The organism is Nocardioides marmotae (genome assembly GCF_013177455.1).
Taxonomy (GTDB): Bacteria; Actinomycetota; Actinomycetes; order Propionibacteriales; family Nocardioidaceae; genus Nocardioides; species Nocardioides marmotae.
Window position 1 is genome coordinate 284,396 of the sequence record NZ_CP053660.1, and the last position, 15,218, is coordinate 299,613.

At 73.3% G+C, this 15,218-nt stretch carries 13 protein-coding genes; 6 read left to right on the top strand and 7 right to left on the bottom strand.

Annotated features, from left to right (window positions below; genetic code table 11):
* The first annotated feature begins 38 nt into the window (after positions 1–38).
* Together HPC71_RS01340 and bar are read left to right on the top strand one after the other, a co-directional pair.
* A complete protein-coding gene (locus HPC71_RS01340; RefSeq protein WP_154613406.1) occupies positions 39–986 on the top strand; it encodes a carbamate kinase in 948 nt (315 codons plus the stop codon).
* 3 nt (positions 987–989) lie between these two features.
* The gene (gene bar / locus HPC71_RS01345) at positions 990–2,096 is read left to right on the top strand and encodes a barbiturase (RefSeq protein WP_154612810.1); all 1,107 of its coding nucleotides are present in this window, start codon (positions 990–992) and stop codon (positions 2,094–2,096) included.
* 109 nt (positions 2,097–2,205) lie between these two features.
* Here bar and HPC71_RS01350 read toward each other — a convergent pair whose 3' ends face one another.
* Complete coding sequence (locus HPC71_RS01350; RefSeq protein WP_154612811.1) at positions 2,206–3,372, bottom strand: CaiB/BaiF CoA transferase family protein; 1,167 nt, start codon at positions 3,370–3,372, stop codon at positions 2,206–2,208.
* Between the two features lie 145 nt (positions 3,373–3,517).
* Here HPC71_RS01350 and HPC71_RS01355 point away from each other — a divergent pair, with 145 nt between their 5' ends.
* Entirely contained in the window at positions 3,518–5,119 is a 1,602-nt protein-coding gene (locus HPC71_RS01355) for a fatty acyl-CoA synthetase (protein ID WP_216656506.1), read from the top strand.
* A 233-nt stretch (positions 5,120–5,352) separates the two neighbouring features.
* On the top strand, positions 5,353–6,381 hold the full coding sequence (locus tag HPC71_RS01360) for a YihY/virulence factor BrkB family protein (protein ID WP_253943855.1): 1,029 nt from the start codon (positions 5,353–5,355) through the stop codon (positions 6,379–6,381).
* Between the two features lie 158 nt (positions 6,382–6,539).
* Here the strand turns inward: HPC71_RS01360 and HPC71_RS01365 are convergent, their stop codons facing one another.
* The 3 genes from HPC71_RS01365 to HPC71_RS01375 all read right to left on the bottom strand — a co-directional run bounded on the left by HPC71_RS01365 (position 6,540) and on the right by HPC71_RS01375 (position 8,695).
* The gene (locus HPC71_RS01365) at positions 6,540–7,331 is read right to left on the bottom strand and encodes an SRPBCC family protein (protein ID WP_154613407.1); all 792 of its coding nucleotides are present in this window, start codon (positions 7,329–7,331) and stop codon (positions 6,540–6,542) included.
* Positions 7,328–7,909 (bottom strand): ArsR/SmtB family transcription factor, encoded by a 582-nt coding sequence (locus tag HPC71_RS01370; RefSeq protein WP_154612813.1) that lies wholly within the window; start codon positions 7,907–7,909, stop codon positions 7,328–7,330. The genes HPC71_RS01365 and HPC71_RS01370 overlap by 4 nt, the downstream gene beginning before the upstream one ends.
* Before the next feature lie 78 nt (positions 7,910–7,987).
* Positions 7,988–8,695, bottom strand: coding sequence for a Crp/Fnr family transcriptional regulator (locus HPC71_RS01375; protein WP_154613408.1), 708 nt, complete (start codon positions 8,693–8,695; stop codon positions 7,988–7,990).
* 300 nt (positions 8,696–8,995) lie between these two features.
* On the opposite strand from HPC71_RS01375, the gene HPC71_RS01380 reads away from it, so the two are divergent.
* Complete coding sequence (locus HPC71_RS01380) at positions 8,996–10,264, top strand: HNH endonuclease signature motif containing protein (RefSeq protein WP_154613409.1); 1,269 nt, start codon at positions 8,996–8,998, stop codon at positions 10,262–10,264.
* 278 nt (positions 10,265–10,542) lie between these two features.
* Positions 10,543–12,039 (top strand): malate dehydrogenase (quinone), encoded by a 1,497-nt coding sequence (mqo, locus tag HPC71_RS01385; protein WP_253943856.1) that lies wholly within the window; start codon positions 10,543–10,545, stop codon positions 12,037–12,039.
* A 36-nt stretch (positions 12,040–12,075) separates the two neighbouring features.
* Here mqo and HPC71_RS01390 read toward each other — a convergent pair whose 3' ends face one another.
* The 3 genes from HPC71_RS01390 to HPC71_RS01400 all read right to left on the bottom strand — a co-directional run bounded on the left by HPC71_RS01390 (position 12,076) and on the right by HPC71_RS01400 (position 15,140).
* Positions 12,076–13,407 (bottom strand): sensor histidine kinase, encoded by a 1,332-nt coding sequence (locus tag HPC71_RS01390; RefSeq protein WP_154613410.1) that lies wholly within the window; start codon positions 13,405–13,407, stop codon positions 12,076–12,078.
* A complete protein-coding gene (locus HPC71_RS01395) occupies positions 13,404–14,399 on the bottom strand; it encodes a cytochrome P450 (protein ID WP_154613411.1) in 996 nt (331 codons plus the stop codon). Before HPC71_RS01395 ends, HPC71_RS01390 begins: the two co-directional genes overlap by 4 nt.
* A gap of 351 nt (positions 14,400–14,750) precedes the next feature.
* Entirely contained in the window at positions 14,751–15,140 is a 390-nt protein-coding gene (locus HPC71_RS01400) for a response regulator (RefSeq protein WP_154612818.1), read from the bottom strand.
* Positions 15,141–15,218: the final 78 nt, after the last annotated feature.

Here is a 15,218-nt window from a genome sequence, read left to right on the forward strand (position 1 = left end):
CGATGAACGCGGGTGAGCGCGCTCACTAGGTTCGACGCATGAGAATCCTCCTCGCGTTGGGCGGCAACGCCATGACCTCGCCCGACGGCAAGGCACGTCCGGAGGACCAGATCGCGGCCGCCGAGAAGGCGATGGAGGCCGTCGCGGCCCTCGTCGCCGAGGGCATCGACGTGATCGTCACCCACGGCAACGGCCCCCAGGTGGGCAACCTGCTGGTCAAGAACGAGATCGCCGCGGGCGTCGTCCCGCTGGTCCCCCTCGACTGGTGCGGCGCGCAGACGCAGGGCACGATCGGCAACATCCTCGTCAACGCCCTCGACCGCGCGCTCGCCCTCCGTGGGATCGAGCGCCCCGCCGCCGCCCTGGTCACCCGCACCCGCGTCGACGCCGACGACCCCGCCTTCGCCAAGCCCAGCAAGCCCATCGGTCGCTACCTCCCCGAGCCCGAGGCCCGCCGGATGATCGAGCACGGCGAGACCTGGGAGGACCGCGGCGAGCGCGGCTGGCGGCGCGTGGTCGCCTCGCCCGAGCCGCTCGAGGTCCTCGACGCCCCCGCGGTCGTCGCGCTGGTCGACGCCGGGTTCGTCGTGGTCGCCAACGGCGGCGGCGGCATCCCGACCGTACGCCGCGACGACGGGTCGCTGGCCGGCGTCGAGGCCGTCATCGACAAGGACCTCGGCGCGGCGCTCCTCGCCCGCGACATCGAGGTCGACATGCTCGTGATCGCCACCGACGTGGCGCACGCCGTCCTCGGCTTCGGCACCCCGGAGGCCGAGGACGTCGGTGAGGTCACGCTGACCCAGATGCGTGAGCACGCCGCCGCCGGGCACTTCGCCGGTGGCTCCATGGGCCCGAAGGTCGACGCCGTCTGCCGGTTCGTCGAGCACTCCGGACGCCCCGGCGTCATCACCGACCTCGGCACGATCGTCGCCGCCGCCAACCGCACCGCCGGGACCATCGTCGTCCCCGACCGAAAGGAAGCCTGATCCATGCCTGAAGCCATCGAGGTCCGCAAGGTCCCGATCCACTCCGTCGCCGACGCCTCGGAGCTCGCCAAGCTCATCGACGAGGGCGTCTTCGCCGCCGACCGCGTCATCGCGATCATCGGCAAGACCGAGGGCAACGGCGGTGTCAACGACTACACGCGGATCATCGCCGACCGCGCCTTCCGCGAGGTGCTGATCGAGAAGGGCGCCCCGGCCGACCAGGTCAAGCAGGTCCCGATCGTGTGGTCCGGTGGCACCGACGGCGTGATCAGCCCCCACGCCACGATCTTCGCGACCGTGGACGTCCCCGAGGACGACCCGAGCCGCCAGGAGCAGCGCCTCACGGTGGGCTTCGCGATGAGCGAGCCGATCCTCCCCGAGGAGATCGGCTACGTCGCGATGATCAAGAAGGTCGCCGACGGTGTGAAGGTCGCCATGGAGCGGGCCGGGATCACCGACGTCAAGGACGTCCACTACGTCCAGACCAAGACCCCGCTGCTGACGATCCACACCATCCGCGACGCCCACAGCCGCGGCAAGGAGGTGTGGACCGAGCACACCCACGAGTCGATGGACCTCTCCAACGGCGTCACCGGCCTCGGCATCGCCGTCGCCCTCGGCGAGATCGAGATGCCCTCCGACGAGGACGTCATGAAGAACCGCGACCTGTTCTCCTCGGTCGCCTCCTGCTCCTCGGGCGTCGAGCTCGACCAGGCCCAGATCGTCGTCGTCGGCAACGCGACCGGCGTCGGCGGCCGCTACCGCATCGGCCACTCGGTCATGAAGGACGCGCTGGACCAGGACGGCATCTGGGAGGCCATCAAGTCCGCCGGCCTCGACCTGCCCGAGCGCCCGCACCACACCGACCTCGACGGCCGCCTGGTCAACGTCTTCCTCAAGTGCGAGGTCTCCGGCGACGGCCAGGTCCGTGGCCGCCGCAACGCGATGCTCGACGACTCCGACGTGCACTGGCACCGCCAGATCAAGTCGTGCGTCGGCGGCGTGACCGCCGCGGTCACCGGCGACCCGGCCGTGTTCGTCTCGGTCTCCGCCGCCCACCAGGGCCCCGACGGTGGCGGCCCGGTCGCCGCGATCGTCGACCTCGGCTGACCTGCACCACCCGCTTGACCCGAAGGGCCCGACCGCATCGCGGTCGGGCCCTTCGTCGTACGTGGTGGTCGGCCCCGGCCGGGGCGGAGCAGGAGGAGCAGGCGGAGAGTCAGTCCTCGTCGAGCCAGGCGCGGATGGCGTCGTTGTGCTGGCCGAGGGTCGGCGGGGCGACGTGCTGCTCGCGGGCGCCGGAGAAGGCGTTGTCGTCGAAGCGCAGCGGCGAGCCGGGCAGCTGGATCGGGCCGAGCGTGGAGTGCTCGACGTCGAGCAGCAGGCCCTGGGAGAGCGTCTGCTCCCAGGAGTAGACGTCGTCGAGCGAGCGGACCTTGCCGGCCGGCACGCCCGCGGCGTCGAGCCGGGCCAGGGCGGTCTCGGCGTCGACGTCGGCGAGCAGCCCCTCGATCGTCTCGATGAGCGCGTCGCGGTTGGCCACCCGCTCGGCGTTGGTGGCGAAGCCCTCGCCGGCCGGGTCGATGCCAAACTCCTTGGCGAACGCCTGCCACAGCTTCTCCGAGCCGCACGCGATCTGCACGGGCGCGGTGGCCGAGCGGAACATGCCGTACGGCGCGATCGAGGGGTGGTGCCCGCCCGCGAGGCCGGGGACCTCCTTCGCGACGGTCCACTTGGTGCCCTGGAAGGCGTGCACGCCGACCATCCCGGCGAGCAGCGAGGTGTGCACGACGCGACCCTTGCCGGTGCGCTCGCGCTCGTAGAGCGCCGAGACGACGCCGTACGCGCCGTTCATCCCGGCCAGCAGGTCGGCGATCGGCACGCCCACCTTGGTCGGCTCGGTGAGGCCGGTCAGCGACATCAGGCCGCCCTCGCCCTGGGCGATCTGGTCGAAGCCGGAGCGGCTGGCCTCGGGGCCGTCGTGGCCGAAGCCGGTGATCTGCAGGACGACCAGGCGCGGGTTGAGCTCGTGGAGCCGCGAGACGGGGAAGCCGAGCCGGTCCAGGACGCCGACGCGGAAGTTCTCCATCAGCACGTCGGCGCGCTGGACCAGCTTGGCCAGGACCTCCTGGTCGGCGGGGTCCTTGAGGTCGAGGGTGATCGACTCCTTGTTGCGGTTGGTCGAGAGGAAGTACGTCGACTCCCGCGACGCTCCCTCCTCGGCGGGGTCGACGAACGGCGGGCCCCACCCGCGGGTGTCGTCGCCGGTCGGGCTCTCGACCTTGATCACGCGGGCGCCGAGGTCGCCGAGCATCATCGCGGCGTGCGGGCCGGCGAGGGCACGGGTCAGGTCGAGTACGAGGACATCGTCGAGCGGTGCAGGCATGCCGCGACGCTACTGCCAGCGCTCGGCGCGCTGAATGGCAACTCCTGCCACCCTCGCCCGCGACCGGTGGCAGCCCATGGCCCGGGCCCTAGCGTGGGCGGCGCCACACCACCCGTGCCCGACCGCGCCGCCCCGAGGAGCTCCCGTGCCCGAGACCCCCACCAGCGCCCCCGCTACCGACCGCACCGCCGACCACGCGACCGACGTGCGCACCGCCCGCGGCAACGGCCTCGGCGACGTGCTGCGCCGCAGCGCGGCCCGCCACCCCGGCAAGCCGGCGATCGTGGACGGGGCGACGACGCTGACCTACCGCGAGCTCGACGCGATGGTCGACGCGGTCGCCTGGTCGCTGGAGCGCGACGGCATCGGGGTGGGAGACCGGGTCGCGCTGCTGAGCCGCAACAGCTGGCAGTTCGCGGCGCTGGCCTGGGGCGCCGCCCGCCGCGGAGCCGTGCTGGTGCCGGTCAACTTCATGCTGACCGCCCCCGAGGTCGCCTTCCTCCTCGGCGACGCCGAGGTCTCGCTCGCCTTCGCCCAGGACGCCTTCGCGGGCGTGATGGGCGAGGCGCTGGAGACCGCCGGCCTGGCCGACGCGGCGCCGCTGGTGACCATCGGCGAGGGGGCCGGCGAGGCCCGCTCCTTCGACCGGTGGCTCGAGGATGCGCCGGCCGGGTGGGAGGCGCCGTACGTCGACGACGACGCGCCGGTGCGGATCATGTACACCTCCGGCACCGAGTCGCGGCCCAAGGGCGCGATGCTCTCCAGCCGCTCGCTGGTCGCGGAGTACACCAGCTGCATCGTGGACGGCGGCATGTCCGCCGACGACGTCGACCTGCACACGCTGCCGCTCTACCACTGCGCGCAGCTGGACTGCTTCCTCGGCCCGGACCTGATGCTCGGCGCGACGAGCATCATCCTGCCCGCGCCCGACCCGGCCGCGGTGCTGGCCGCGATCGCCGAGCACGGCGTGACGAAGTACTTCGCGCCGCCGACGGTGTGGATCTCGCTGCTGCGCAGCCCCGACCTCGACCGCACCGACACCTCCTCGCTGCGCAAGGGCTACTACGGCGCCTCGCCGATGCCTGTCGAGGTGCTCCGCGAGCTGCTCGAGCGGCTGCCCGGCGTCGACCTGTGGAACTTCTACGGCCAGACCGAGATCGCCCCCGTCGCCACGATCCTGCCGCCGCACGAGCAGCTCGAGGCGGCCGGCTCGGCCGGGCGGCCGGTGCTCAACGTGGAGACCCGCGTCGTCGACGACGAGGGCCGCCCGGTGCCGGTCGGGGAGGTGGGCGAGATCGTGCACCGCACCCCGCAGGCGACCCTGGGCTACTGGCGCAACCCGGAGAAGACGGCCGAGGCGTTCCGCGGCGGCTGGTTCCACTCCGGCGACCTCGGCATCCTCGACGAGCACGGCCGGCTGAGCGTGGTGGACCGCAAGAAGGACATGATCAAGAGCGGCGGGGAGAACGTCGCGAGCCGCGAGGTCGAGGAGGCGCTCTACCTCCACCCCGACGTCTCGGAGGTCGCGGTCTTCGGGATCGCGGACCCGAAGTGGATCGAGGCCGTCGTGGCCGCGGTGGTGCTCAAGGACGGCTCGACCGCCACCGCCGCGGACCTCGTCGAGCACTGCCGCGCCCGGCTGGCGGCGTACAAGTGCCCCAAGCGGATCGAGCTGCGCGAGGCGCTGCCGAAGAACCCCAGCGGCAAGATCCTCAAGCGGGTGCTGCGCGAGGAGATCACCGGCTGAGCCGTACGGCGCGTGCCCGACGCCCCGCCCGACGGCGAGGCACCATGGGAGGACGTACCGCGTGGGCGACCGAGGAGAGGAGGGCCCGTGGGCTGCACCGATGAGGCGGAGCACGCCACGCCGGCGGGGCCCGCGTGAGCTCGGTGCCGCTGCGGGACGGGGACCGTGAGGAGACGGGGCCGAAGACGGGGCCGGCGGATCCGGCGAGCCCGGCGGACCAGCCCCTCGGCGGGGTGGACGCCTGGCAGCGCCGGCACCCGGTCGTCGCGTTCCCGCTGGCGGTGGTCTACAAGTTCTTCGACGACCAGGGCGTCTACCTCGCCGTCCTCATCACCTACTACGCCTTCGTCGCGGTGGTGCCGTTGCTGCTGCTCGCGACCTCGGTGCTGGGCTTCGTGCTCCAGGCCGACGCCGAGCTGCAGGCGCGGATCCTCGACTCGGCGATCGCGAACTTCCCCGTCGTGGGCGACCAGCTCGGGCGGCCCGAGGGACTCCAGGGCTCGGTGGCCGCGATCGTGATCGGTGGCCTGGCGGCCGTCTACGGCTCCCTGGGTCTGGGCACGGCGCTGCAGAACGCCGTCAACATCACCTGGGCGGTGCCGCGCAACAGCCGCCCGAACCCCTTCCTCGTCCGCCTGCGCAGCCTCGTCCTGCTGGCGACCGGCGGTCTGGCGCTGGTGGCCCTGACGGTCCTGGCCGCGCTCAACCAGGTCCTCGCCTCCCGTCTCGGCGGCTCGGCGCTGGTGCAGTGGGGACTCACGCTGGCGCTGATCGGCCTCGTCGCCGCCATCCTCACCGTCCTGCTGTGGGTCAGCGGCGGCCGACGCCAGCCGGTCCACACCGCGGTGCCGGGCGCGGTGCTGACCGCCGTGCTGTGGCACGCCCTGCAGATGGTCAGCGCCTCGGTGGCCCAGCAGGCCGCGAACCAGGCCTCGTCGATGAACCAGACCTTCGGCCTGGTGCTCGGCCTGCTCGCGGTCACCTACCTCGCCGCGACGTCCGCCGTGCTCGGCATGGAGGTCAACGTCGTGGTGCACCGCCGGCTGTGGCCGCGCGCGCTGCTGACCCCCTTCACCGACGCCGTCGCCCTCACCGACGCCGATCGGCGGGCGTACGCCGGCTACGCGCGCGCCCAGCGGCACAAGGGCTTCGAGGTCGTCGAGGTGAGGTTCAAGGACCTCCTGGAGGAGGACCCGGACGCCCCGGAGGACGGCTCGGACGACGCCCCGGAGGACCGAGCGGACGGCGGGTCGGTGCGGTAGCCCCGGCCGGCAGCTCCGGCCCGGTCAGGGAATCTTGAGGAGATGTTGCGGGTTCGTTGAGCCTCCTGGGCCCGATCGCGGGTAGTTTTGTCCTCGAACCGCCGGGGACCCGAGACCCCGGCGGTTCTTCCAATTTCCGGGGCGGTGCCGGCGGAGGATCAGGCCGGGACCGAGAGGCCCTCGAGCCAGGCCCGCCAGGCCGGCTCCTCGCGGCGTACGTAGTCCGCCGCGTCCGCGGAGAACAGGTAGGCCCGGACGCCCGCCGTGGCCCGGCCGTCGGCGTCGTCCCAGGTGTACAGGCTGAGCATCCCCGGCACCGGCGCGGTCAGCCGGACCAGCATCTGCCGGTCGCCGACGCGCTCGACCGTGCCGGTGGCGCCGCGCACCTCGACCGTGGCGCCCTTCGCGCCCAGGTCGAGCGCGTCGTGCAGGGCCGACCAGAGCGCGTCCGCCGCGCCGTCGTGGGAGGCGGTGGCCTCCAGGTGCGTGGCCTCCTGGCCGGGGAAGTGGGCGAGGTAGAGGCGCAGGTTGTCGAAGAACGGCATCCAGCCGGGGGCCATGGTGTCCCAGAACTCCGGCTCCCAGGCGGCGCCGGTCCCGAAGCCGCTGCTGGTGACGCGGACGACGCAGGTCCCGCCGGACTGCGCCTCGACGAGGAACTCCGAGGTCAGCGGGCTGAGCGCGTCCGGCTCCTTGCCCATCAGGGCGGCCCAGTCCTCCTCGTAGACCAGGCGGCGGGGCGGCTCCCAGGCGGTGACCTGGCCGTCCGAGCCCATCTCGGGGCCCATGGAGAAGTGCAGGGACCCGCCCTCGCGCTCCTCCATCTCGGTCGGGGTGAACCAGGCGCTCATGCCCTGGGCGGTGGCGATGGCCTGCCAGACCTGCTCCGGGGTGCCGGGGACCTCGACGCTGAACTCCAGGCGGTACGGGACGTTCGGGGTGGTGCTCATGACTTCTCCTCATCAGGAAGGGGGTGGGCGGCGATGAGGAGCCGGTGCGGCCGCCCGTCGTCGTGGTGGTAGCGGGCGGCCAGGTCGAGCACCGCAGCGGTCAGGTCATCGGCGAAGGCGGCTCGGTCGGCGGCCGATCGGAAGCCGATCTCGGTGTCGATGGTCAGGGTCGGCAAGCGCTTGCCGGACGCGCCGGCCCGGCGGGCCAGGGCGCCGACCTCGCGCACCAGCCGACCGGCCAGCGCGACGAGGTAGCCGGCCGACAGGTGGTCGGCGTTGGCGTCCGGGTCGGCCGCGGACGCGCTGACGGCCGCCGGCGAGACGACGTACGACGCCGCGGACGCCTGCAGCACCCGCTCGGTGATGCCGCCGTGCCGGCGCTCGCCGGCCGGCTCCACCAGTCCGTGCGCCTCGAGCGCCTTGAGGTGGTAGTTGACCTTCTGGCGCGTGATGCCGACCCGGGCGGCGAGCCCTGCGGCGGAGGCCGGGACGGCGAGCTCGCCGAGCAACCGGGCCCGGACCGGGTCCAGCGCGGCGGTGGCCGCCTCCGGATCCTCGATGACCTCGACGTCTCTCATCCCGCCACGATGCGCTTGACGAGAAAAGTTGTCAAGGGTCTTGCGGGGGTGGGTTGCCCCACCGTGGGCGGGCCGCCCTCAGAGGGCGAAGCGCCGCAGGCGGTCGACGTCGAGGACGGTGAGCGAGCGGCGGCCGAGCTCGAGCCAGCCGCGGCGGGCGAAGTTCGAGAGCGCCTTGTTGACGGTCTCGCGGGCGGCGCCGACGAGCTGGGCGAGCTCCTCCTGGGTGAGCTGGTGCTCGACGACCACGATGTCCCGCTCGTCCCGGGCGCCGAGCTGGTCGGCCAGCTTCAGGACCAGGCGGGCCACCCGGGTCGGCACGTCGGCGAAGACGAGGTCAGCGATGACGTCGTTGGAGGTGCGCAGCCGCCGGCTGAGGTGCTGGAGGAGGAGCGGGGCGGCGGCCGGCTGCTCGAGGAGCCAGCGGTCGAAGCGGGCCTGGGACAGCTCGAGCACCACCGAGGGTGCGAGCGCAGTGACGGTGCCGTGCCGCTCGTTGCCGTCGAGCAGCGACATCTCGCCCACGGTGTCGCCGGGGCCGAGCACCGCGAGCAGGTTCGCCCGGCCGGCGGCCGTGGTGCGGGTCAGCTTGAGGCTGCCCTCCTGGACCAGGCACAGGCTGCGGCCCGGCTCGCCCTGCTCGAAGAGCCGCTCGTTCGGGTCGAGCCGGCGGGTCTCGAACGCGGCCAGCACCTCGCGGAGCACCGGGTCGTCCAGGTCGAGCAGGTGGCCGGGGGCGGAGGGTGCGGGTCGCGCGCTATGAAACCTTTCAATCACGAGGACCATGGTGCCGCATGCTCGCCGGCCCCCGAGCCCGCCGGTGCGGGCGTGGGCACCGCGCTCGGACGCCCTGTCCCGCGGTGCCGTCGGTTCATCAAGGTATGTAGGGGAACCGTCACTCCCCGGGGTGAGTTCGCACGGGGAAGTGTCGGCTCGGCTGCATCCCTTGATGAAACAACCGCCGCCGCCCACCCGTGCGGGGCCCCGGGGACGGGCGCGCGAACTGGTCGAGATCCCGTCTCAATATGCGGTCTGACCTGGGGAAACGCCGGTCTGACTGTCGGCGGTCGGTGCTTGAGTAGACCCATGGCCAAGGACTCCCGACACCACGCACACACCGTGTGCCGTGCTGTCGCGAAGTCCCGCCGCAAGACGCTTCAGGCGGCGACCGCGGAGCTGTGGTCGATGTCGGACGAGGACGTCGAAGCCACCCTTGTCGAGGCTGAGAAGCTCCGTGCGCAGGCCGACGCCCTCGCACTCCGACTGGTCGCCGAGGCCGACCGTCGTCACGCCGGCGAACGATCCGGCGCCACCGACACCGCCTCGTGGTGGGCCCACCGGACCCGGCAGGAGCGCCGGGTCGCGAAGGGCCGGGCTCGGCTGGCGGAATCGCTGGACCGGCACGAGCCCACCTCGGCCGCGCTGGTCGAGGGCGCGATCTCGGTCGACCACGCCCGGGTCATCACGTCGTGCGTGGACCGGCTCCCCGACGACCTGGAGGACCCGACGGTCCCCGCTCGGGCCGAGCAGCACCTCCTGCACGAGGCGCAACACCTCGACCCGAAGACGCTCGCGGTCCTCGCCAAGCACGTCCTCACCGTGGTCGCCCCCGAGATCGGCGAGGCTCGCGACGCAGCCGCCCTCGAACGGGAAGAACGTGAGGCACGCGCCGCCGCCTGGCTGACCATGTGCCCGGACGGGAAGGGCTCGGTGCGCGGGAAGTTCTCGATACCCGAGCTGCACGCCGCGATCCTTCACAAGACCCTCCTCGCGTACGCCGCTCCCAAGCACCAGGCCGCCACCAAGGACCCCGAGCCCGACGCGGCCGAGGAGATCGAGCGCCGGCCATCACCGGAACGGATGGGGGACGCGTTCTGCGAGCTCCTCGAACGACTCCCCACCGACAACCTCCCGAAGCTCGGCGGCCTCAACGCCACCGTCGTCGTCACCCTCGACCTCGAGTCACTCGTCGGCGGGCTGGCGCCGGGAGTGCTCGACGACGGGAGCGTCATCTCCGCCGCCACCGCCCGCCGACTCGCCTGCGAAGCGGGACTGATCCCGGCCGTCCTGGGCACGAAGTCCGAGCTGCTGGACCTCGGCCGGAGGACGCGGCTGTTCTCCGGGGCTCAGCGGCGGGGGCTGAACCTGGCCCAGCCCACCTGCACCGCAGAGGGCTGCGACTGGCCGGCCCACCTCTGCCACGCCCACCACGACCAACCCTGGTCCCACGGCGGCACGACCGACCTGGCCAACGCCCGCAACCTCTGCCCCCGGCACCACGCGCGCATCCACGACCCCGCCTTCGAGACCACCCACCTCCCCGACGGGCGGGTCGCCTTCCACCGAAGGACATAGACCGACCAGCCAGATCCACCACCCGGAAGCCGGACGACCACCCCAAGGCCCTGCGTACCTCTCCGGGCCCCGGCAAGCTCGCCAGGGCACTGCCCACCTGGTGGCGCTGGGGGTGCCTGTGGCGCACCTCTCAGCGCGGGACCGTGCCGGGCGGGGCACTGACGGACGTGCGCTATGGCCCCGTCACAGTGTGTCGTCGGCAAGGAAGCCCTGCGCTGAACGATCTGGAGAAACGACCCGTGCGGCCTGACGGAAACGACGTCCACAGCAGCTCCCCGGTGAGCGGTCCCGACCACGACGGACCCCGGGCCGGAGCGGCGTACGACGCGCTGCTCGTCGGCGGCGGGATCATGTCCGCCACGCTCGCCACCCTCCTCCACCACGTCGAGCCGACGTGGCGGATCGGCATCGTCGAGCGCCTCGACGAGCTGGCCCAGGAGTCCTCCGGCCCCTGGAACAACGCCGGGACCGGCCACGCCGCGCTGTGCGAGCTCAACTACTCCCCGCAGCTGCCCGACGGCACGGTCGACGTCAGCAAGGCTCTCGACGTCAACGAGCAGTTCCAGGTGTCGCGCCAGCTGTGGGCGTTCCTCGTCGAGAACGGCGCGCTGCCGGACCCCTCGACCTTCGTCCGCCCCACGCCGCACCTCTCGTTCGTGTGGGGCGCGGAGAACGTCGAGTACCTCCGCCGCCGCTACGACGCGCTGATCTCCCACCCGCTCTTCGCCGGCATGGAGTTCACCACCGACCCCGAGGTCATCGCCGGGTGGGCCCCGCTGCTCATGGACGGCCGGGACCGCTCCGAGCCGGTCGCGGCGACCCGAGCACTCGGCGGCACCGACGTCGACTTCGGCTCGCTGACCCGCCAGCTCATCACCGGACTCGCCGACAGCGGCGCCGTCGAGCTGTTGACCGGCATCGAGGTGCGCGGCCTGCGCCGTACCCCCGAGGGCTGGCACGTCACCGGTCAGGGCGGCTTCGCGGCAGACGCGCGCTTCGTCTTCGTCGGCGCCGGCGGCCAGGCGCTCACCCTGCTCCAGCGCTCGAAGATCGAGGAGATCCGCGGCTTCGGCGGCTTCCCGGTCAGTGGCGAGTTCTGGCGCACCACCGACCCCGAGCTGGTGGCCCGCCACCAGGCGAAGGTCTACGGCAAGGCCGCCGTCGGCGCGCCGCCGATGTCGGTGCCCCACCTCGACACCCGCGTCGTCGACGGCGCCCCCAGCCTGATGTTCGGCCCGTACGCCGGCTTCAGCCCGCGCTTCCTCAAGCACGGCTCGCTCTTCGACCTGCTCCGCTCGGTGCGGCTGCACAACCTGCGCCCGATGCTCCAGGCCGGCCTGCGCAACCTCGGCCTCGTGGTCTACCTGGTCAAGGAGCTGATCGCCGGCCGCGACCGGCAGCTGCGCGAGCTCCAGACGTTCTTCCCCGCCGCGACCGCGGACAAGTGGGAGAAGATCACCGCCGGCCAGCGCGTGCAGGTGATCAAGGACGTCCCCGGCAAGGGCGGCGTGCTCCAGTTCGGCACCGAGGTGATCACCGCCCGCGACGGCAGCATCGCCGGCCTGCTCGGCGCCTCGCCGGGCGCGTCGACCGCCGTCCCCGCGATGCTCGACGTGATGGCGCGCTGCTTCCCCGACCGGATGGAGGACTGGCGTCCCGCGCTGGAGAAGGCCATCCCCAGCTACGGCCGTCGCCTCGGCGACGACCCCGAGCTCGCCCGCACGGTGCTCGCCCAGACCGCCTACTCCCTCGACCTGGAGCCGGCTTCGCGCTGAGCCGGGCCGGGCTGGCCGGTCCGCCAGCCGGCGGGCTCAGGCGGCCGGGAGGTCGATCCAGAAGACCGATCCGGCGCCGGGGGACGAGGTCGCCCCGAGCGTGCCGCCGTCGCGCTCGACGAGCGTGCGGGTCAGCGACAGGCCGAGCCCTGTGCCGGGCGTCTGGTCGCCGGCGTACCGCACGAACGGCTCGAACGCGGCAGTCAGCTGCTCGCGGTCGAGCCCGGGCCCGCTGTCGCGGACGCTGGTGCGCAGCCGGGCCTCGCCGTGCTCGCCCCGCAGTGGCTCGACCGTCACCTCCACGGTGCCGCCCGGGACGTTGTGCACGATCGCGTTGCCGACCAGGTTGGTCAGCGCCTGCCGGAAGGCCGAGGGCCGGGCCCGCACGACCGCGCCCGCGGGGACGCGGTTGGTCACGGTGATGCCGGTCGGCTCCGCCGTGGCGCGGTGCCAGTGCAGGACGTCGCGGACCGCGTCGGCGACGTCGACGTCCTCGGCGGTGCGCGCGTCGGCGGCGAGCCGACCGGTGCTCAGCAGGTCCTCGACGACGGCGAGCAGCTGGTCGCTGGCCCGCAGGATGACGCCGCTGTCGCGCATCACCATCCCGGCCAGGCCGGCGGCGAGGGCGGGGTCGGCGGAGCCGGCGACGGCCCGGGCCTCGTCACCGAGCACCTCCGCGTACGCCGTGATCGCGGCGATCGGCGTGCGCAGCTCGTGCCCGAGCGCGGCGAAGAACTCCTGCTGGCTGGCCCGCGCCTGCTCGCCCATGGTCACGGCCTCGTGGAGCGACCGGCGCTCCTGCTCGATGGTCATCCGGGCGGTGAGTGCGCCGTGCAGGAGCTGGAAGTCCGCGAGGTGGTCGTCGGGCCACCTGCCGGCGGTGCCGCTGATGGTGGACATGGAGCCGACCATGGTCTCGCCGACGATCAGCGGCGCCCCCACGACCGCCTCCACATGGCCGCTGGCCAGCTCGCGGGCGTCCTGCGCGGCCTCCGGGGGCAGGTCCGCGACATCGGCGAGGGCGGCGACGCCCTGTCGGACGTACTGCGACATCCACGGCATCATCAACGCGGCGTCGGGGCCCGACCCCGTCGGCGGTGTGGACCGCACCCTGCCGTCCGGTCGACGCCACTCGCGCAGCCAGGCCCGACCGCCCAGCGCGGTCCACAGGTGGCTCTCGGCCGGCGCGAAGGTGGTCAGCGAGATCGTCACGGAATCGGTCCGGGGGAGGGAGAGCAGGTACTCACCCGCCACCTCGAACGCGTCCTGGATGGGGCGGCGCCCATCGAGGATCTGGCGAGCGGCGACGGCTCCCTCCGGCGTCGGGGCTGCGCGCGCGGGCAGGGGCTGCAGTGCTGGGTGGGTCACGCCGGCGCTCCCGTCAGGCGTGCGCGGACGACGGCCGGCACGGGGAAGAGCCCCCGCGACTGGTCGAGGACCGTGCCTGCTGCCGGCTCGAGGTCCCACGACGTCGCCCGAGCGGCGAGATCGGTCAGGAGCGCGAGCCCCAGGGACCGACCGGGGCAGGCGTGCGGCCCGGCGCCGAAGGGCAGCCATGCTCCGGGCCGGACGTCGTCGCGTCGCCAGCGGTCCGGGTCGAAGGTGTCGAGCGGGCCGGCCGGGACCGCGGGGACGAGGTCCGGCAGCTGGCCGAGCAGCAGGGGGCTGACGAGGACCACCTCGCCGGCGCGGATGGTCTGTCCGGCCAGCACCGAGTCGGCGAGCGCGACCCTAGCCGTCATCCAGGTCGGCGGCGTGACGCGGAGCGTCTCCCAGGCGACGTGTGCCGGTTCGTAGGACGCCGCCGCCGGGGCGCCCGCCAGGTGCACGAGGAGCCAGGCGCCGGCGGCCACCGGGACCTGGATCCCGGCGGCGAGCACGGTGGCGACCGCCGCCGGGTCGTCGACACCCGCCGCCGCCAGCTCGCGCTCGAGCTCGCGCCGGGCGCGGTCCTCGGCGCGGCGGGCGCTGCTCCAGCGGGACGGGTTCCGCCGGGAGCCGATCACGGGGGCGAGGGCGTCGATCCAACGCAGGGTGCCGTCGGCGACCACGTCCCTGGTCGGCTCGTCGAGGTCGTCGATCAGCGGGGTGAGCACGGCTGATGTCGTCGCGCGTGACACCGGCCGCCGCAGCAGCAGGGCTCCGTCGAGGTCGGCCGACCCGTCGGGGAACGCCCGGAGCTCCTCGTCCAGGCAGGCGCTGAAGACGGCGCGCCCGTGAGCCACCTGCGCAGCCGTGGTGTGCAGCGAGGTGGGCCGCGGTGAGCGCGTGCCGCGCTCGCGGTCGACGGCGCGGAGGCGGCGCGTCGGACGCCGGCTGACGTCCAGGGGGAAGTCGAAGCACCTGGGATCGGTGAGCACGGACCGTGCCTGGTCGAGGGTGGTCGCGAGCCAGGGGCCGGCGGGTCCGAGTCGGACCGGTTCGGAGGCGCCGGTGGCGCGCAGAACAGCCCCGAGGCGACCCGTGGTCGCCGCGGGGCTGCGCAGCACGTGGCTGGACTTCAGCTGCGGCCGCCGCCCGGGCGCCAGAAGTACATCTGACCCAGCTCGCGGGCCGCCAGCTTGGCAGCGCGACGCTGCCGGAACTTCGTCATCATGATGGGTGTCCCTCCCGTTGTGGTGCAGCGGCTGCAGGCGCGGCCACCGGCCGGCCGCTGCCCCCCTGAGCCGACGCCGTGAAGATACCCAGGCGGGCATGTCGTGCGCAGGGGTTCAGCCCGGCTGGTCCAGACGCTCGACGAGGGCGGCGAGCTGTGCCTTGCGCAGCGGCTTGGCGATGAACTCGTCGACCCCGAGCTCGTCGAGCGCGGCCCGGCGCTCGCCGCCCCAGGCACTGACCACGACGACCCGCATCCCCTGGCCGTGGGCCGGGTTGTCGCGCAGCCAGCGCACGACCTCCTCGCCGGTCATGCGGGGCATGGACAGGTCGAGCAGCATCACGTCGTACGACGCCGCCTGGAGCGCCTCGACGGCCTCGACGCCGTCGGCCGCCTCGTCGGCGTGGTGGCCGAGCTGCTGGACCATCCGGGCGGTCACCCAGCGGATGTCCTCGGTGTCCTCGACCACGAGGAAGCGCAGGGGTCGAGCAGGGGGGTCGTCCACGGGGCCCGACGCTACTCCTCGCGGGAGGTTCCAGTCGCCGTCAGGCCCGCGCTGAGACGCCTCTGACCTGCGCTTTTT